This is a genomic window from Halobacteriovorax sp. HLS (genome assembly GCF_004006665.1).
Lineage (GTDB): Bacteria > Bdellovibrionota > Bacteriovoracia > Bacteriovoracales > Bacteriovoracaceae > Halobacteriovorax.
The window spans coordinates 1-17,456 of the sequence record NZ_QOCL01000004.1; the positions used below are offsets into that span (position 1 = coordinate 1).

Consider the following 17,456-nt stretch of genomic DNA (forward strand, 5'->3'; position numbering starts at 1 on the left):
AGGGAAAAAATAGGGCCTCGAGAAGCCTTAGAAAACTCACTGATGTCTTAGCTGTCTCAAAGATTAAGGAGCTACAAAGCCTACGAAGAACGCTCATGACATGGCGTGAGGAGATCTTGAATTATTTTGAGAATCGTATTACAAATGCGAGAACTGAAGGATATAACAATGTCTGTAAACAGCTCCAGAAGAGGGCTTACGGATATAGAAACTTTAATAACTATAGATTGAAAGTATTGAATGTCTGTTGTTAAGGGCTTGAGTGCAGAGCGTTCCACCATTAAGGGAGTAGAACCCTAAAAAGTTTTAATGAAAATGAGTAGGAGAGAAAGTTATTTAGAATTGGTCATGAGTTAGAAACAAAAAAGCCCGAAGTGGGTTAAACGACGGGCTCTAATATAATTCACTCCGAAGAGATCGTTACTTTAAATGGGGTGGCCGAAGGGACTCGAACCCTCGACAACTAGAATCACAATCTAGCGCTCTACCAACTGAACTACGGCCACCACAATGATTTTGAAACTCATTTATAGAGCTTTTCGACTAACGAGTCAATATCTGAGGTAAAAAATTACGCATTTGCCTTGCGTTAACTTTGACTCGAGTAATATTATTAATATAGAATGTTACTTAGTAACCTTTTAAAATCATTATTCTCAAGGACGGAGTTTATGAACAAAATAAAATTTATTACAACATTAAGTACTCTTTTATTAACTTCGAATGCTTGGTCATTGGGGATGGGTGTTTCTTCGTACCCAATGCTATCTGGTAAGAAGCTAATTTCTTCTGAATTTACTGGTATTACTTCTAGTGGTGGCGGAGTTGGTCTTCAGGCAAGATATACTCAAAAGCTTTCAAGCAAAGTAATCGCTGATGCAGGTATTGGTATTTCTGGTGGAGAAAGAGCAAATAGATTCTTTACTGGTGTAGATTTTGAGCTTTACCCAGACTATTCGAAGCAACCAAAAATATCAGTAAGAGCTGACCTTGAACTTGCTAAGGAATTTGGAGTTGGTAGAACTAAGCTTGGCATGGCGCCAACAATCTCTAAAGGTTTCAACTTTTGGGGAAGAGAAGCTTTTCCTTACTTTTCAATGCCAGTAGGTATTTCTTTAGATGGTGATACAAGTACATATAAGTCTACAGTAAGTGCAAACTTAGGGATTAATGGAAACTTACCAATAGAGAGCTACAAACATTTACAAGCTAATGCTGAATTACAAGTAGATGTTAAAGATTCTTATACTTCAATCATTGTAGGGCTTTCTTACCCATTACAATAATTCGCAAGGCCCATTTAGTTGGGCCTTTTTTAATTTATGACTCCAAAAATAGTATTTTCAGATTTTGATGGAACTTTAACTAAGGGCACTGAGTTTACCGCTCAATTCTTTAGTATCATCGAATTATTGGAGAGTAAGGGAATAGACCTAGTTATTGTGACTGGACGCTCTCTTTCTTGGGCCCACTTTCTTATAACTCATTTTACATATTTAAAATATGTTATTGCAGAAGGGGGAGGAGTTCTTGTCCGTAGAGATAAGCATGGAAACCCACTTGATATTCCATTAGTAGAAAAAGGAAATATAACTCATCTTCGAGGAGTAACTAAAAGTCTTCTAAAGAAGTTTTCTAAACTCAAACTAAGTGCTGATTCTTTTGGAAGACTTACAGATAGAGCGATAGAGTTGTCAGATCTTCTGTCTGATGTTTCTATGCTTAAAGATGTTAAGACCTTTTTAGATAAAGAGAAAATTGAATTTAGTACTTCAAATGTTCATTTAAATTTTTGGAGTGGGGATATATCTAAATATAAAGCTGTAAAAGAATTTCTTGATAAGTATTTCCCAGAAATTTCAGTTGAAGAGTGTATCTATTTTGGAGATTCTTTAAATGATCAATCTATGTTCAGATACTTTGAACACTCTGTAGGAGTTTCAAGTATTAACGAAATTCTCTCAAAATTAGAGTATAGACCTAAACTAATTTTAAATGGTGATGAAAATGATGGGCCTGATGGTGTATATAACCATCTTTGTACACTGTTAAAGTAGAAGGCAAGTTTCCTTACCTTCCACTCTTATTTTAATATCTTTCTTTAATAATATACTTAAGAAGTGCTACTGCTCCATTTTCGGAGTATCCACAAACTGTTGTAAGATTAGTGATAATCTTTTTAATTTGATTTCTATTCTCTTCTGAAAGAGGTGTGCGAACTTCTTCATCTTCAGAGCGAGTAAGTTCCTTTTCAAAGAAAACAATGTGATTAGAAAGCTCTTTTATGACTCTCTTTTGCTCTTCTCTAAAAGATGCTTGCAGTCTCTCTACAACATCAGGGAACACTTCTTTATAGACAATTTTTGTTCCAGGGTTATCCAGATACCACGCACCAAGTTTTGATATTAAGTGAGATCTAAACGACTCAGCATTTTCTTTTAAGTTAATACTCGACTCGAATTCTTGAATGAAGTAATCATCTGATTCTTCATATTTTCCAGTGATTGAATTTTTCATTCTTTCACCTTTGATCTGAGAATTGATATTTTCAATATACTTTCTTAAGAAATCTTCATATGAACGATCATCTACTAGACCCAAGGCCCCTCGTAGCTCTCTATCAAAAAGATCTAAGCTTTCTTCTTTAATAAGAGATATGAAACGAGCAGGATGGTGAAAGTCTCCCTGCGGAGTCATGTTGAGAAAGTCGTAATTATTCTTTTTCTGAATAAGTTTATAGAGATAATCAATAATTTCTACAAAAGTAATTGTTTCGTGCTTGTTGGTGATTTTATAGAGAATATTCTTGATATCTCTAGGGGAGATACCAAACTTACCTTCGTATAAGTTCTCAGACTCGAACTCGGCCCTAACATCATCTAGACCTTGAATAAGGAGTTGTTTTTCTTCAGAGTCTAGATTGTCCGGTAAAGTTCCATCTGTGTATAGTTTAATTTTCTCAAGTGGGTCAAGTGCTGTTACAATTTTAGCAAGTCTTGAGTCTTCGAAGTGTTTCGTTTGGCTAGCTCTTAGACGGGTCATTGTTGCAAAAAGACATAGGGCCTCAAGTGAATGAGGCTCGAAGACAGATTCAGTCTCTAGACCACTAATCTGTTCAAGGTAGATATTCATCTCGTCTCTAAAATTGAGTAAATAAGGAACTCTGATGAAGTTCATTCTACCTTTGAATGAGTTAAAATCTGGATGTTGTTTAAATGCAGCTAGGTGAATTTCATTACTTGTACCTAAGAAGAAAATATCTAGCTCTGTTTGAATTCCTTGGAGATTAATACTTCCCGTCTCCATAGTCATTAAAAGGTACTTGTAGGTATCTAAAGGTCTTTTAAGTAAGTCTGAGTATTCAAGAATCCCTCTATTTGCAAGGACAACTTCGCCTTGTAGAGAAAAAAGATTTAAACTTTGAAGTGAGGGAGGCAGACTTGCTAGTCGCTTATCCATCGTTATCTGCTGCATCTTTGCGTCAACATGTAACTGAGGCTCAATTGTCACTGCTCCAGAAGAATATCTCTTGGATATAACAAATCTTTCAACTCTAATATGTTTTAAAACTTCTGTATGCTTACCTTTATAATTCTTAAGTAGAGCATCATAGATCATCCTATTTCTTTTAGAGAGATCACTTTTAAAAAGATATGATTTTTCTACTTTTTTAAGTTCTTCAGGTGAACCTGCTAGTTTCTCAGAAATAATTCTTTGACGATACTCTTTCGGTATAAGCAGTAGTGGGTGATCTTTTAACTCGCTGCCTAGTATTGCAGAGATATCTTTATCTTCAAGATGGGCATAAGTATTTAAGTCTTTACTAGATTGAGTAGAGGCAAATCCTAGATTTCCTTTAATAAAGTTATCAATTGGAAAAATCCAACTAAATGAATAGAGAACACCTTCATCAGTTTTTGAATATGTTTCTGCACCTTTCATGAATTGTCTTACAAGACTTGATTTAGAAGATCCATTAGGTCCAACGAGAAGTATAAATTTATTATTAAAACCTTCTTGCTCAAAATTTTCTAAGTTCTGGATAAGGGATTCTTGTGTTTTTTGTTGTCCATAGACTGGTGGAGAGTCAGGATACTTTCTTTTAAAAACTTCATAGCCACCATCATCTGACTTTCCATAATGATTAACCATATCCATGAGATATTTATAAGTAGGTCTTGTTTCACGAAGTGGATTTTTCTCGAAGACATCCATATAGTCTTTAAATGATAAGACTTCGCTATGTGAGTCTAAGTTATTTGCTTCTTCCAACCAATCCATTGATCCCCCTGAAACTTTAATTGAACTAGATACTAAACTGACCTTTTGTTATGGTTCTGGCCCTTATATAATTATAGGCCTATGAGGGATTAATGTCCTTAAAAAAAGGGTTTATGAAAAAAGTAAAGACCGTTCTATTTACTCTATTATTTGTTTTGGGCGTTTTTGGTGTCATCTTGGCCACAATGCGCTTTAAAAATCACGCTGAGTTGAAAAGTCTTAAAAATGAAGTCGGCTCGATTCGTAAACTTGAAAGAATCTCAAAGAAGTTACTCGCAAAATGGACTTTAGGTGCCAATGACGAAGAGTGGAAGATCGCACAAAAATCCTGTCTAGATTTAAAAATTAAAGATGGAGTTGATTCAACTTATTCACGCTGTAATGCTCTATATTTTAATTGTTATTTAAAAGATCAAGACTATGAGCTTAAAGAATATGAAAAAGGAAAATTTTATAAAATTATTTCTCGTCAAACATCTCTAGAGTCAAACATACCTCACTTTGCTGTTAGAGTTTCTTTAAAATTATCAAATAAGTACTATGATTTGGATTTTGAAGACTCTTGCCGTGATGTGTACCTTCCTCAGAAAAATTATGGATATAAAACGAAGAAAACAACTCGAAATAAGTTCCTTTGGACTTGGGATAATATGAATAAGAATATTTTCTTAGATAAATTTCTGGTTTCTAATAGAGAAGTAAATGAATGGATTGAAACAACAAAGCAAGATATAGAAAAAAAGTTTCCACTCGAAAGACCTGCAAGCTCTTTAACAAAGAAAGAAATGAAAAAATACTGTGAATTTAAAGGGAAAACTCTTGCAAGTGCTAAGGTTGTAGAAGCGGCGACTTTTTATCCAAGTGCTGGTTCAGATCTTCCTGGAGGTCTTCTTTTAAAATACGATTATCCATGGACACGTAGAAAAAAAGACTCATTTCTTTATCAGTTAAGTGAAGGCAAAGAGATTGAACTGACTAAGGATCATTGCGAAAGAACTTATGTTCGTGATTGCTTTGAACTTACACCCTATGTGAATAATAAGACTTCAAGCTCTAGTTGGGCCGGTATTTTTCAAACATTAGGCGGAGTATTTGAAACCTATGACAATACGATAGAGTCTCAACGTAATATGAGGGCATCAAGCTTCTATTTTGATGCAAGAAATAAAGTTCACAGAGTAGGTGAAAAGATTTACTGGGATGGCCTGGCAAATTTGGATAAGAATATAGAGTGGGGAGATCACAAACCAGATGGTGTTAGTGGACGCAGTCTAGAAATTGGTTTTAGGTGTATGAAATATGTTCAAAATTAAATTCTTACTGATACTTATATTACTTACTTCTTGTCATTTTACTTATACTAAAAGTGAAAAAGAAGTTCTCTTTAGTTCTGAATTGATTAAGCAGTTCAGCTTCGAACATATAATTGATATTAATAAGAATTATATAAATAAGAGTTCAATTAATAGGCCGGTTGGAACTTGGGTGAGATTAATCGAAACAGAAAATATATGCCTCGACTATAGAATCGCCTCTTCAACAATCGATGGTGAGCTTCGCTTGTCTGAGAAAAATCAAAAATGCCAAGATCTGCCAGTCGGTGAGTATATTTCAGATTTAAGCTCTATTCGTAACTTAAAAATTGATTTTAAAACAGACACCGTCGAAGGTAAGAAGGTGCGCAATGCAAATTATGGTCTAACTTTCTCATACGACTATATAGGAGAGAAAAAAGTATATGCAATCCCAATGTTTAATCTAAAACGAAGTAAGTACTTCGATAAGGTCAAATATGAAAAGTATGACTCATATGCTACACATCGATGGCAAAAAGGACTTAGGATTAATCCTGAGGGAAGAGTAAAAATTAGAACGAGCTCTTGGATAGGGAGTTCAAAAAATGACTATATTCACAAGAAGATAAACTTTTGCCACAGAGTAGATAGTAGTTGTAATGAGGTTATTGAGAATACTTGTGACGAATGTCTAAATAATTGGATTGAAGTTGTTGATTATAATTGTCCTACGGGGAGCTCGAAAATTTGTGCACCTTTAAGTTGTGGACAAAGAGGAATGCCAGCTTGCCCTCGCGGAACTTTTTGGAAAGGCATAACGACGATGGTTGATCTTTGTTTTACTGATAGTCCAGCTGGTTATTGTGATGAGGGTTTAAGTACGATTTGCGATGAGAATAAAATCTTAACGTGTATTTAGATTTCTTTTCCTAGGAAGCGAGCTGGGATTTTCTCGAAATCACTACTTTTAATAAGCTCCATTTTCTCCAAAGCATATTGATCTTTATTTATATGGCAATCCATAGTGGCCATAAAGAATCGACTACATAATTTTGTAGGCGAGTGGATAATTGTCTTATCTGAAATTATCTTCTTTTGAGACTTACTATAGAAAAGTTCTAGGCGGCTTAGATATTTACCCTTACCTTCATTCTGAATTACTGGAATGCCGTGAATTTTTCTTGAAATCATCTCTGCTGATGAGCCAATTATTGCATCAATTGAATTAGGAGGAAGTCTCTTTATCATGGACTCGATAATGTCACTGGCAGAAGAGCACATATCTTTTATACAATTACTTTGAGTGTGAACGAGAAGAATGTAAGCGTTAATCTTCTTTCTTCTTAACTGCCTTTTCGCTTTAAGAATACTTAGAACAGGGTCCTCAAAGTAGAGGCCATTAAGTCGCTTTTCTTTGATAGCGTCCGTATTCTTATAAGTAGATATGGCCAAGATCGCGACTCTTACACCATTAATATTTTTAATAATATACGGTGATATATGTTTAGAAGAGTAGGGACCTTGTTTTTTTAGGTTGATAATATTGGTATTTACAAAGTTAACTTTGGAGTCATCTATGAATTTATCATCAATTTCTAAATACTCTTGCTCTGAAAATTGAATGGCATCGTAGCCAACTCTCTTATAATGAGCTAAAACATCTTTGGTAAAATTTTGAGATGAGTTAGGTTCGTTAATTTCGCCCGAATCAACTAAGAGAACTTGATCAACATATCTATCTTTTAAAATATTAATATATTTCTCAATTGTTTCACTTCCACCCACGCTCATTACTCCGGCCTGGTTAAAGTTCTCGGTCTGAGGGCTTATTGCTCCAGAGAAGAAGTTAGTAGAAGTTACAACAACTCTCTTAATATCACTGTCTGAGTCTATATTTGACCATTCGGGCTCGCTAAGTACTTTAGTAGGTACTTCAATAGTTGCACAGGCAACTGCTAATATAGCTAGAGATGAATATAGATATTTTTTTATCATTTAATAGCTTTTAATTTTTCCAAGTTTTTCATAGGCCTTAGTTAAAGCTTCGAGTATTTCGTCATAACTTTCAAGTGGGCTACAATGTCCTAAACTAATTCTAACTACTCCACGACCGACTTCATCAGTTACTCCCATCGCTTTCAGAACTTTCGAAGTGACGGGCTCGTTGTCAGAGCAGGCCGATGAAGTTGTCACAAAAATATCCGAGGATTCAAGTTCAATTTGAACAGCTTGTCCGTGAATTCCAGGAAATGCTATATAGGTTGTACTTGGAACACGATGAGATTCTTCACCAAGAATAACTACTTGAGGGAATCTCTCTTTAATTTTTGATTCGAACTCAAGTTTCTTAGCTTTGAGGTCCTTATACTTATGAGAGTTTTTTTGAAAAGAATTCAAGGCAACTGCTAGTGTTTCATATCCAAGATAATTTTGAGTTCCACCACGAATTCCCTTTTCTTGCCCACCGCCTATTACAAGAGCGCTTAGCTTTGCTGGATGTTTAGCAATAAGAATACCTGTTCCTGTTAGTGCACCAAATTTATGCCCACTCGTAACAGCGTAGTCTATATTGGAGTCTTTAAAATTGAACTCTTCTTTACCGATTAATTGTGTCGTGTCACAAAGATAGGGAATAGCAGATTCATGACAAAGATTTGCAATCTCTTTATATGGTTGAACTACACCTGTTTCATTATTTGCGGCCATCACTGAGATAAGCGCGATTCTTCCTCTAAATTCCGAAGTCCAATCAATAAGAGTTTTAATATCTACAACACCATTTGAAAGGGTCGGTAGAACTTTATATGTATAACCCTTATTTTCGTAATATCTAGAGCAATTGATAATTGCAGAATGCTCTATGCCCGAAGTAATAATGATATTCTTTCCATCATCTAGTGCAGACTCAAGCACACTATGAAAGACTTGTGTGATTCCTTCCGAGGCACCTGAATTGAATATAACTTGAGTATACTTTGCTCCAAGAACCTTAGCACACATTGCCCTAGAATTTTCCATTGCCGTTAAGACTTTAGTTCCTAGTCTGTGAATTGCATTAGGGTTGGCAAAAGGTCCTTCTTGTAATCTATTGATGAAGTATTCTTTTACATCTTCACAAATAGGAGCACTTCCGTTGTAGTCAGCGTAGATCATATCCCTTCCTTAGAGTCGTTGTGTGTGTTTGTTCTCTAGCTTAATTCAAGCATTTTATTCAAGGCCTTCAGAGAAAGTTCCGTTGTCTCTTTGTCGACTTGAATAATATTGATAGGCTTATCTTCCTTTATCGCTCTAAAACTGGCAAGTAACCAACGAGGTCTAACGCGATACATTGTCGTACAGAGACATTGGTAGGGTGAAAGTGAGATAATTTCTTTGTCAGGAAAGTTCTGAGCTAGTCTATTAACAAGATTTATTTCAGTTCCCACTGCAAAGCTAGATCCTGCAGGAGCTTCTTTTATTTTATTTATAATATATGCTGTTGAACCATTGTCATGAGATGCTTTAACAACATCATGAGAACATTCTGGATGAACAATAACAGTTGTTTCTGGTTTTTCTTTCTTTATTTTTTCAACTTGATTGGCAGTAAAGCCCTGATGAACAGAACAGTAGCCATACCAAAGAATAACTTTTGCCTTAGCAATTTGATCGGCGCTAAGTCCGCCATTTAGCATATTTGGATTATAGACCACCATATCTTCTAGTGCTATTCCCATTTGTGCACAAGTATTTCTACCTAGATGTTGATCTGGAAAGAATAATAATTTCTCACCTTCTTTAAATGCCCATTCTATAATTGATCTTGCATTAGAAGAAGTGCAAATGCTGCCACCTTTTTCGCCGACAAAGGCCTTTAAAGTTGCTGCACAATTAATGTATGTAATAGGGACTATTTTTTCATTTGTAGAAGAACTAATGAATTCCCAAGCTTTATCTATTTGCTCTCTATTTGCCATATCTGCCATTGAGCAGCCAGCGCGTAGATCTGGAAGAATAACTTTTTGGTGATCGGCCACTAGCATGTCAGTTGTTTCTGCCATGAAGTGAACCCCACAAAAGATAATATAGTCCTTATCCAGGCCAGCAGCATCTTGAGCAAGTTTGAGTGAATCACCAGTAACATCAGCAAATTGAAAAACATCATCTTGTTGATAATGGTGACCCAAAACGACAACTCTATCTTTAAGTTCTTCTTTTATTTTTTTCAGCTCAACGATAACTTGTTCATCTGAGAGCTCTTTTTCAGAAATTAAAGGTAGGTGGTCATTACTCTTTTCTTCAAATAGATTTAGCATTGCTTATCCAATTATTCGACAGTTTCAAAGCCGTTATTTACCCAGCCCATGATTCCATCTTCAAGGTTTGTTAAGTTCTCATAGTCTTCACCAAGTAAAAACTGACAAGCATTTAAAGATCTTTTTCCTGATCTACATTGCATAACGATTTGGGCTTCCTTATTAGGTAGAGCGTCTCCATGTAATTGTTCAAACTTACTAAGTGGAACAAACTTAGCCTGTGCGATATGACCTGCATCCCATTCATCTTGTTCTCTGCAGTCAATAAGTATTAAGTCTTCGTTGGCGTCCAGCTTTGCTTTAAGTTCTTTAGAATTAATAGATTTGATCATGGTTTCCCCTTATTTTGAATTGCCCAAATATTGTTCATTTTAGCCTAATTGTCTAGACGCACATTGATACGCGTCAAACTTTGAAAAAAAATGTCTAAGAACTTTGACGAACCGTGACTCATTTCTTACTATTTTAATATGTTAGATCTTTTGAAAGATCGTTACACACTGGAATTGGACTCCAGTGTATTTAAGGAGTGATTCATGGAAGTTATCACAGTGGCCAACAACAAGGGCGGTGTTGGTAAAACGATGCAGTGTTATCAGCTTATTTGCCATCTAGCGAATAAAGGGCACAGAGTTCTTGTTATCGATTTAGATTCTCAGGCAAATTTGAGTTCAACTCTAGGTGTTCAAATTCAAAGAACATTAATTCCAGAATGGTTAATCGGTGATGTACCAGCTGAGGATGTAGTTGTGCAAGCAGAGGGAGATGCTGAGTTCTATCAAAATATAACTCTAATTCCTTCAAGTAGACACTTGGCGAATCTATCAAAACTTTTAATCCTTTCTGAAAGTGAAATTAGAAGAGATGCTGGAAGAAAAGAGAGACTACTAAGACTAAGGCTGCAAGAAATAGCTGATAGCTATGACTATGTGGTAATTGATACTCCACCAATGCTTGGTGATGAGTTGATTATGTCACTAGTTGCTTCAAATAGAATCTTGATTCCAACTCAGGCACAAGATTACTCTATTGATGGTCTTGAAGAATTAATGGATACATTTGAAATTATCAAGGAAACTGAAAATCCAACTTTGGATTTTTCAATTATTCCTTCAATGGTTGATACGAGAAGAAAAATTGAGCAGCAAAGGATTGTTGAACTTTCTCAGTCTTTCAGTATCACACCTCCAATTAGAAACTTGGTACAAATGCAAGAGTCGATCTCTACGCGTAAGCCAGTATTTATGATGGGGAAGAACAGTAGAGGAAAAGAAGATTACCAAAAGCTTTGGGATACTTTAAATCTATAGTTTTATTTTTTAACACAAGGATGTGGGGATTATTTTATGGCAAAGTCATTTGCTCCAAGAGTAGCTAAAAAACAAAGAAAAACGATTGATCTCTCTGAGAATCTCACTCGTGATTTAATTAAACTTGCTGACGATAGGCTTTTAAAAGGCGCTAAGTTAGATGAAATTCTAATTAAAGATATTATCGTTAAAGAGCAGGTTAGAACTAAGTTTAATGATTCTTCGTTAAAAGAGCTTTCTGCAAATATCAAAGTAAATGGATTGATTCAGCCGTTAGTGCTTCATAAGTCTAAAAAAGGCTACACGTTAATTTGTGGTGAAAGACGTTATAGAGCGATGAGCTTGATCAATATGAAGAAGTGTCCATGCTTCGTTCTAGATAATAAGACCGAAGAAGAGTTGATGGCAATTCAGTTTTCTGAAAACTCTTCAAGAGAAGCACTTCATTATATTGATAAGGCCGATGGTATTTTAAATTATCAAATAGCGACTAAAGCAAGTGAGAGAAAGATTTGTTCTGCCTTAGGTATCTCTAAGTCGGAGGTTCATAGATCTCTTCTAATCGCTAGAATGCCTAAGAAGTTAAGAGAGGCGGCTAAAGTACATAATATCGAAAAATATGTATTACTTGAGCTAGATGCTCTAGAAAAGTCTCCACTTAAAACTAAGCTGATGAAGTCAGTGCTTGGCGGAGATATTATTAAGAGATCTCAGCTTAAAAAGGCCATATCTTCAGGAACTATTAATGCTGGTAAGAAGAAGGCCACTGGAGCTAAGAAAAAAGTAACCAAAAAGCCGGCCCTTCCTAAAGGATTAACGGCAAGTGCGTTTTTAAAGGCCATGAATATGAAGTCTAAGGACTTGAAATTAGATAAGAAAACTAAGGAAATTCTTAAAACCTTGGTTGAAGAGACCAAAGATATGGTCGATCAGTAAGAAATCAATAATTTTTAGGGGTCTTTTTGGACCCCTTTTTTTTTCCTTTTTAGATTATGGTAGAATTTTAGGGTAGATACAGCCTTCAGGGAGGAAGTCGTGTCGCTTAGAGCTAATATTGGTACAGTGCTTGCACTATTAATTGTAGATAATAATTAAACTACGAGAAATAGGACAAAGTATGAAGCAATCACTATCAATAGTTTTTACAGGCCGTCTAAAAGTTAGTCAGTTCATTTTGGCGCTAGCTTTAATGTGCTCAGCTAATGCTCAAGGACCTTTATCTAAAGAAGATAATGTAAAGCTTCTTACTTCTCTTAATCCATATGTAAAATCAAATTCTAGAGGACCTAATAACTTTGTTCCAGACGAAGAGGCTAGAGACCTTCCGACAAATATTGTTCTTTGGTACGAAAATATCTTAGTAGAAGATACTGCCGGAGTTATGAGATCAATGAAGGATACTTATGATCAATGGGAAAAAACCAGAGAGTATGCTGAGAATTGGAATATGGAGTCAACAGGGCTCTACGACATAAAAGGACAAGAAGATAGAGTTGCTCACTTTAATCGTCATATTCTTAAATATCTAGATAAGAGATTATCAGGTGAAATTAAACAAGCGGAAGAAGGTTCGGCGCTAGCTAGGGTTGGAACTGTACAAAAAGCTCTTAAACCACAAACAAATGTTGATATATCACCTAATGTAAAATTAAAGTTTAAGGCAAGAGTTCTTCAGGCCCAGGCGCTTATGTATGTTGATAATCCATGGGTTAATAACTCAACAACTATTAAAGCAGATGGAAGAATTAATATTAATGTAAATAAAAATATTGGTCTTCTTGGTCTTAATGCAAATTTAGATTATTCAGTTAATGAAGGTCAGTATGTAGCAAGCCTTAATAAGACTTTAACTAAAGAAATTACGGCCCGTGTCACATCTTCACAAACTGATAAAGAAGTTGCTTTTACTGACTTTGATCAGCAAACATTTGAAGTATTGTATAATCTAGCGTTCTAAGCACTCTCTCTTTCTTAGATTGCTCAAGGATGAGCAAGAAATTACTCAAAAAAAATATCTGTTAAAGCTTCCTTAGTAGTAGTAAATTTAGTAAATATATCATGCTAAAAAATGAAAACTATAAGGAGCTAAAATGAGCTTATTTGATGCCCCGCTTTTTAAAGATGCATATGAGCAACTTGAGGATGCGGCAGATGTTATGGGTCTAGATAGAAATATTCTAGAAAGACTTAAGTATCCTAAACGTGCACTTCAAGTTGCCGTACCTATTAGACTAGATGATGGTTCAGTGAGAACTTTTCAAGGTTATAGAGTTCAACACAATATGACTCTTGGTCCTGGTAAAGGTGGAATTCGTTTTCATCCAGGTGTAGATCTTTCTGAAACAGCTGCACTTGCAATGCTTATGACTTTTAAGTGTGCGCTAGTTGGTCTTCCTCTAGGTGGAGCAAAAGGTGGGATTGAAGTTGATCCTACAACTCTCTCTAGACAAGAGCTTCAGTCTTTAACGAGAAGATACTGTACAGAGATCAGTATGATTATTGGTCCAAACACAGATATTCCTGCGCCAGATATTGGTACTGATGGGCAGACGATGGCCTGGTTTATGGATACATATTCTCAGCTCAAAGGTTACACAATTCCTGGTGTTGTTACTGGGAAGCCAATCGCAATTGGTGGGTCTCTTGGTAGAGCGGAATCAACTGGTAAAGGTGTTGCATTCTGTGTGAACTTTGCATATCAAAAATTAGATAAAGTTATTGATAAGAATACAACTGTTGCTATTCACGGTTTTGGTAAAGTAGGTGTTCCGGCCGCAGAAGATCTTGCTGCTCAGGGTGCAAGAATTGTCGCTATCTCTGATGTGTCAGGAGCCGTTTATAATGAAAATGGTTTAGATATTGAAAAGTGCTCGCAATGGACTCAATCAGGAAAACTATTAAAAGATCTTGATGGCGTGAAGTTAATCTCTAATGAAGAACTTCTAGAGCTTGATGTTGATGTTCTAATTCCTGCTGCAATTGATGGAGTTGTAACTAAGGAAAATGCTCCAAGGATTAAGGCCAAAATTATTGCTGAAGGTGCAAACGGTCCTTTGACTAAAGAAGCTATTCAAATAATTTCTGCGCGTGGTGGATTTATCATTCCAGATATTCTTTGTAATGCTGGTGGTGTTATCGTTTCATACTTTGAGTGGGTTCAGGGATTACAGAATTTTTTCTGGGATCTTGATCAAATTAATTCAAAATTACACGATATTTTAAAAGATTCTTTTGATAACGTTTTTGAAACAGCGACTAAGTATAATACTGATATGAAGAAAGCTGCATTCATTGTTGCTCTTGCTAGAATTGAAAGAGCGATGAGATTAAGAGGATTATTCCCTGCTTAATAAATTCGTATTTATTTTTCTTATTATCCAATGGCCTTGTTTTTCTAAAGTAATTGAAAATAAGGCCATTGGTCTTTCTATGAAAACCTATACATTTAGAGAAGTTTGTAAATCAATGGGGATAGAGAATAATCTTCTTGAGTCGGCCGTAGGTATGACAGAAGTAGATTGTACTTCAAGAAAAGTTTCGATCCTAGATTTTTGTAAAAAAAGAAAGTCTTCTCAAAAGCCTCTTATAAGAGGGAGAGTTGATAGTCTTGATCGAACTAAAGCATTGTGCGAATTTGCCGAGTCTGTTGTTTTAAGAATAAGTTGCGATGATAAAAGCGTAGACTGTAAAAATAAAAAGCAAAGCTGTTTGAATCTAAGAGCTGTTTTTGCTTATGGCCTAGATTTCCATTACTCAAAGATAGACAAGAGTATTCTAAGTTGTTTTTATACCGCTTCAAAAGATTTAGGGCTTTAACAGTTCTATAAGATTACCCTCTCCGCTATAATCACCCTTAGAAATCTCTCCTCCCCAAACATTACAGTTACGATCAGGGTCTCTTTCCATATTTTGACCAATTCCTCTTACTAAGATTCCAACAATTTCATTCGTATCAGCACTGAATATAGCTGAGCCAGAGTTAACTGAAAAAACATCTAAGTCATGACTAAAGCTGGAGTCAAATATTCTTGTGACTGAACCATTGTCTTGATATTTCATTGCAAGTCCAAAAGGAAATCCTAGAATAAAAACTTCTTCACCAATTTCGACTCTATCCTTTGATAAGGTTAATGGAGTTCTATTTTCTACAACTCTATCAAGTTCAATAACTGCAACGTCTTTGTCCTTAGGAAAGTTAAATATATATTGAGTGGTATCTTTTAGTTCAAATATTTGCTCTTTTGAAATGATAAAGTCTTCTTGATTGTGGGAAGTTACTTTATAGTCAAATATAGCGTAGTAACCACTGATATCAACTTTACCGTTATGCTCTATACAATGACCGGCAGTACCAATCTTATTTGGACCAACAAGAAAGGCCGAACAGTTAGCAACTATAGTTTGAGTTTCAACAAATCGAGCATCACCACAGAAATTTAGAGACTCTACATAGCTTTGACCCAAAAGCTTAAAGCTTCCATCGTCTTGTGGGATAACATTTTCCTTTCTAACAAGTGCTGCAATAGAATTTGATAGTTTTTGGATGGCAACAGGTGCGTCAATAATTTCGTGCCTATCATCATCTCCTGAGATGGCAGCGAGAGCACTATTAAGTAAAAGAAAGGCAATTAAAAATTTTATCATGAGACACAATCTATCAAAAAAAGTAGGGCAGATGTGAAAGCTAGTAAAAATTATCTATTCTCTTCAATGAAAAATTAATACCTTATAAAGTATTTTACTTATCTTCTTTGCATTAATGGACCAGTTAAGGAGAAGTTTATGGAAATGATGATTAAAGGACTTGTTAGAAATAAAAATCTATATAGAACCCTCAATATCTTCTCGTACTCAACAAATGGGTTGCCGGGGCTAGAGATTCGAGTTGGAACAAAAAGTTCGAGAATCTTGAAAGAGAAGATTATCTATTTGAGTCGAAAGCTTGATGTGAAGATACCCATAAAGAGATATGTCATTTGCGTAGAAGAGGGGGAAAATTTCTTACATTCTAGCGAGCTTAATCACTTAGAGCTTCCAATTCTAATCCTGTATTGGTGTTTAGCGTCTCAGATTTCAATCTCAAAACTTGATGATTGCATATGTGGGGGAACAGTATCTCTAGAGGGAATTATTAGACCACTAAATATTGAAGGAGAATATCTAAGGTTTTTTGAAAATAGAGAAGGTGTGAAAGTGTGGAAAGTTATTGCGGGACCAGCTCAAATAGAGTGTCGTAATTTACTTAGACTACCAATAGAAGATTTAATTAATCTTCCACTGGTAGGTGATAAGCTTAAATCGATAACGTCTTAACGAGATTTATATATTGCGGAAGGTACTCTGTTTTCTTTTCTAAACACTCTGTAAAGGGTACTGCAACAACATTTCCATTTCGATAAGCAGTAACAAAAGAGTTTTCTCCTTTCATTAGATTCTTTATTGCTAAATAGCCCATTCCTGAAGCGATAAAGCGGTCAACTCCAGATGGATTACCACCTCTTTGAATATGACCAAGAATACAAACATGAGAATCAATTGAGTAATTACTTTTAAGATTTTCTCGGATCTCATGGCTGAGACCTTCTTTTTCCCCTTCAGCAACGATAATTATTGAAGAGTTCTTACCTCTTTTAACACCACGTTGAACGTCAGCAGCTATCTCGTCTATATTTACTTTTTCACTAGGGAGTACAACATTTTCTGCTCCTGTACAGACTCCTACGTGCAAGGCTATCGCAGGAGACTTTCTTCCCATAACCTCTACGATAAATGTTCTTTCATGAGAAGATGCTGTATCTCTAATCTTATCAACCGCATCTATTGCTGTTTGAACAGCAGTATCAAACCCTATTGAATAGTCTGTTCCAGAGATATCATTATCAATAGTTCCCGGAATACCTGCAACAGGAATTCCATGTTCAGAGTGAAGCTTGTAGGCTCCATTAAATGAACCATCTCCACCAATAACAACAAGAGCATCAATTTTTTTTCGTTTTAAAATATGGGCAGCTTCTTTTCTAATTTCTGCTTCTTTGAATTCTGGACATCTCGATGTCTGCAAGATCGTTCCACCATGTTGAATAATATTTCCAACACTCGATACATCTAACTTTTTAATATTACCCTCTAAAAGTCCTGCATATCCTCTTTGGATTCCATAAACTTCTAGTCCTTCGTTGATGGCAGTTCTAACGACGGCCCTAATTGCACAGTTCATACCTGGGCTATCTCCACCGCTACAAAGTAGGCCAATTGATTTAATTTCGCTCATAATC

18 protein-coding genes and 1 tRNA gene are annotated in these 17,456 nt (G+C 35.6%); 11 read left to right on the top strand and 8 right to left on the bottom strand.

Annotated features, from left to right (window positions below; all coding sequences use genetic code 11):
* Positions 1–254, top strand: a 254-nt coding sequence (locus DPQ89_RS08275; RefSeq protein WP_164848317.1) for a transposase, incomplete at its 5' end; no start/stop codon positions are given.
* 176 nt (positions 255–430) lie between these two features.
* On the opposite strand, the gene DPQ89_RS08280 is transcribed toward DPQ89_RS08275, so the two are convergent.
* Positions 431–506 (bottom strand) — tRNA-His (locus DPQ89_RS08280).
* A 165-nt stretch (positions 507–671) separates the two neighbouring features.
* Here DPQ89_RS08280 and DPQ89_RS08285 point away from each other — a divergent pair.
* Entirely contained in the window at positions 672–1,286 is a 615-nt protein-coding gene (locus DPQ89_RS08285) for a hypothetical protein (protein WP_127716468.1), read from the top strand.
* Between the two features lie 36 nt (positions 1,287–1,322).
* Positions 1,323–2,057 carry an HAD family hydrolase gene (locus DPQ89_RS08290; protein ID WP_127716469.1) on the top strand — a complete coding sequence of 245 codons (735 nt, stop codon included), beginning with the start codon at positions 1,323–1,325 and terminating at the stop codon, positions 2,055–2,057.
* Between the two features lie 31 nt (positions 2,058–2,088).
* Here the strand turns inward: DPQ89_RS08290 and DPQ89_RS08295 are convergent, their stop codons facing one another.
* Positions 2,089–4,281, bottom strand: coding sequence for a serine protein kinase PrkA (locus DPQ89_RS08295; RefSeq protein ID WP_127716470.1), 2,193 nt, complete (start codon positions 4,279–4,281; stop codon positions 2,089–2,091).
* Positions 4,282–4,373: 92 nt separating this feature from the next.
* Here DPQ89_RS08295 and DPQ89_RS08300 point away from each other — a divergent pair, with 92 nt between their 5' ends.
* Entirely contained in the window at positions 4,374–5,594 is a 1,221-nt protein-coding gene (locus DPQ89_RS08300; protein WP_127716471.1) for a hypothetical protein, read from the top strand.
* Positions 5,581–6,495, top strand: coding sequence for a hypothetical protein (locus tag DPQ89_RS08305; protein WP_127716472.1), 915 nt, complete (start codon positions 5,581–5,583; stop codon positions 6,493–6,495). The genes DPQ89_RS08300 and DPQ89_RS08305 overlap by 14 nt, the downstream gene beginning before the upstream one ends.
* Here the strand turns inward: DPQ89_RS08305 and DPQ89_RS08310 are convergent.
* Genes DPQ89_RS08310 through DPQ89_RS08325 form a run of 4 tightly spaced genes read right to left on the bottom strand, consistent with a single transcriptional unit; the run spans position 6,492 to position 10,203 of the window.
* On the bottom strand, positions 6,492–7,571 hold the full coding sequence (locus DPQ89_RS08310) for a hypothetical protein (RefSeq protein ID WP_127716473.1): 1,080 nt from the start codon (positions 7,569–7,571) through the stop codon (positions 6,492–6,494). The two genes, DPQ89_RS08305 and DPQ89_RS08310, sit on opposite strands and share 4 nt — an antisense overlap.
* Positions 7,572–8,729: a cysteine desulfurase family protein gene (locus DPQ89_RS08315; RefSeq protein ID WP_127716474.1), complete on the bottom strand. Its 1,158-nt coding sequence runs from the start codon at positions 8,727–8,729 to the stop codon at positions 7,572–7,574. It abuts the gene before it with no gap.
* 35 nt (positions 8,730–8,764) lie between these two features.
* Positions 8,765–9,871, bottom strand: coding sequence for a quinolinate synthase NadA (nadA, locus tag DPQ89_RS08320; RefSeq protein WP_127716475.1), 1,107 nt, complete (start codon positions 9,869–9,871; stop codon positions 8,765–8,767).
* 11 nt (positions 9,872–9,882) lie between these two features.
* Positions 9,883–10,203 (bottom strand): rhodanese-like domain-containing protein, encoded by a 321-nt coding sequence (locus DPQ89_RS08325; protein ID WP_127716476.1) that lies wholly within the window; start codon positions 10,201–10,203, stop codon positions 9,883–9,885.
* 204 nt (positions 10,204–10,407) lie between these two features.
* Between DPQ89_RS08325 and DPQ89_RS08330 the strand changes: the two genes are divergently transcribed.
* The 5 genes from DPQ89_RS08330 to DPQ89_RS08350 all read left to right on the top strand — a co-directional run bounded on the left by DPQ89_RS08330 (position 10,408) and on the right by DPQ89_RS08350 (position 14,997).
* Entirely contained in the window at positions 10,408–11,181 is a 774-nt protein-coding gene (locus DPQ89_RS08330) for a ParA family protein (RefSeq protein WP_127716477.1), read from the top strand.
* Between the two features lie 36 nt (positions 11,182–11,217).
* Entirely contained in the window at positions 11,218–12,117 is a 900-nt protein-coding gene (locus DPQ89_RS08335; protein ID WP_127716478.1) for a ParB/RepB/Spo0J family partition protein, read from the top strand.
* A 181-nt stretch (positions 12,118–12,298) separates the two neighbouring features.
* Positions 12,299–13,138 carry a hypothetical protein gene (locus DPQ89_RS08340; protein WP_127716479.1) on the top strand — a complete coding sequence of 280 codons (840 nt, stop codon included), beginning with the start codon at positions 12,299–12,301 and terminating at the stop codon, positions 13,136–13,138.
* Positions 13,139–13,271: 133 nt separating this feature from the next.
* Positions 13,272–14,531, top strand: a complete 1,260-nt coding sequence (locus DPQ89_RS08345) for a Glu/Leu/Phe/Val dehydrogenase (RefSeq protein ID WP_127716480.1) — start codon at positions 13,272–13,274, stop codon at positions 14,529–14,531.
* A 79-nt stretch (positions 14,532–14,610) separates the two neighbouring features.
* Positions 14,611–14,997 (top strand): hypothetical protein, encoded by a 387-nt coding sequence (locus DPQ89_RS08350; RefSeq protein WP_127716481.1) that lies wholly within the window; start codon positions 14,611–14,613, stop codon positions 14,995–14,997.
* Here the strand turns inward: DPQ89_RS08350 and DPQ89_RS08355 are convergent.
* Positions 14,986–15,825, bottom strand: a complete 840-nt coding sequence (locus DPQ89_RS08355; RefSeq protein WP_127716482.1) for a serine protease — start codon at positions 15,823–15,825, stop codon at positions 14,986–14,988. The genes DPQ89_RS08350 and DPQ89_RS08355 overlap by 12 nt on opposite strands.
* 138 nt (positions 15,826–15,963) lie before the next feature.
* Between DPQ89_RS08355 and DPQ89_RS08360 the strand changes: the two genes are divergently transcribed.
* Positions 15,964–16,494, top strand: a complete 531-nt coding sequence (locus DPQ89_RS08360) for a hypothetical protein (protein ID WP_127716483.1) — start codon at positions 15,964–15,966, stop codon at positions 16,492–16,494.
* Here the strand turns inward: DPQ89_RS08360 and pfkA are convergent.
* A complete protein-coding gene (gene pfkA / locus DPQ89_RS08365) occupies positions 16,475–17,443 on the bottom strand; it encodes a 6-phosphofructokinase (protein WP_370350755.1) in 969 nt (322 codons plus the stop codon). The genes DPQ89_RS08360 and pfkA overlap by 20 nt on opposite strands.
* Between the last annotated feature and the right edge of the window lie 13 nt (positions 17,444–17,456).

Bases quoted from the DNA above. Each gene is read 5' to 3' on its own strand.
- DPQ89_RS08325 (WP_127716476.1), bottom strand. From the start codon at position 10,203: ATGATCAAATCTATTAATTCTAAAGAACTTAAAGCAAAGCTGGACGCC.
- DPQ89_RS08355 (WP_127716482.1), bottom strand. From the start codon at position 15,825: ATGATAAAATTTTTAATTGCCTTTCTTTTACTTAATAGTGCTCTCGCT.
- DPQ89_RS08335 (WP_127716478.1), top strand. From the start codon at position 11,218: ATGGCAAAGTCATTTGCTCCAAGAGTAGCTAAAAAACAAAGAAAAACG.
- nadA (WP_127716475.1), bottom strand. From the start codon at position 9,871: ATGCTAAATCTATTTGAAGAAAAGAGTAATGACCACCTACCTTTAATT.
- DPQ89_RS08285 (WP_127716468.1), top strand. From the start codon at position 672: ATGAACAAAATAAAATTTATTACAACATTAAGTACTCTTTTATTAACT.
- DPQ89_RS08295 (WP_127716470.1), bottom strand. From the start codon at position 4,281: ATGGATTGGTTGGAAGAAGCAAATAACTTAGACTCACATAGCGAAGTC.
- DPQ89_RS08345 (WP_127716480.1), top strand. From the start codon at position 13,272: ATGAGCTTATTTGATGCCCCGCTTTTTAAAGATGCATATGAGCAACTT.
- DPQ89_RS08360 (WP_127716483.1), top strand. From the start codon at position 15,964: ATGGAAATGATGATTAAAGGACTTGTTAGAAATAAAAATCTATATAGA.
- DPQ89_RS08305 (WP_127716472.1), top strand. From the start codon at position 5,581: ATGTTCAAAATTAAATTCTTACTGATACTTATATTACTTACTTCTTGT.
- DPQ89_RS08310 (WP_127716473.1), bottom strand. From the start codon at position 7,571: ATGATAAAAAAATATCTATATTCATCTCTAGCTATATTAGCAGTTGCC.
- DPQ89_RS08330 (WP_127716477.1), top strand. From the start codon at position 10,408: ATGGAAGTTATCACAGTGGCCAACAACAAGGGCGGTGTTGGTAAAACG.
- DPQ89_RS08290 (WP_127716469.1), top strand. From the start codon at position 1,323: ATGACTCCAAAAATAGTATTTTCAGATTTTGATGGAACTTTAACTAAG.
- DPQ89_RS08340 (WP_127716479.1), top strand. From the start codon at position 12,299: ATGAAGCAATCACTATCAATAGTTTTTACAGGCCGTCTAAAAGTTAGT.
- DPQ89_RS08315 (WP_127716474.1), bottom strand. From the start codon at position 8,729: ATGATCTACGCTGACTACAACGGAAGTGCTCCTATTTGTGAAGATGTA.
- DPQ89_RS08350 (WP_127716481.1), top strand. From the start codon at position 14,611: ATGAAAACCTATACATTTAGAGAAGTTTGTAAATCAATGGGGATAGAG.
- DPQ89_RS08300 (WP_127716471.1), top strand. From the start codon at position 4,374: ATGTCCTTAAAAAAAGGGTTTATGAAAAAAGTAAAGACCGTTCTATTT.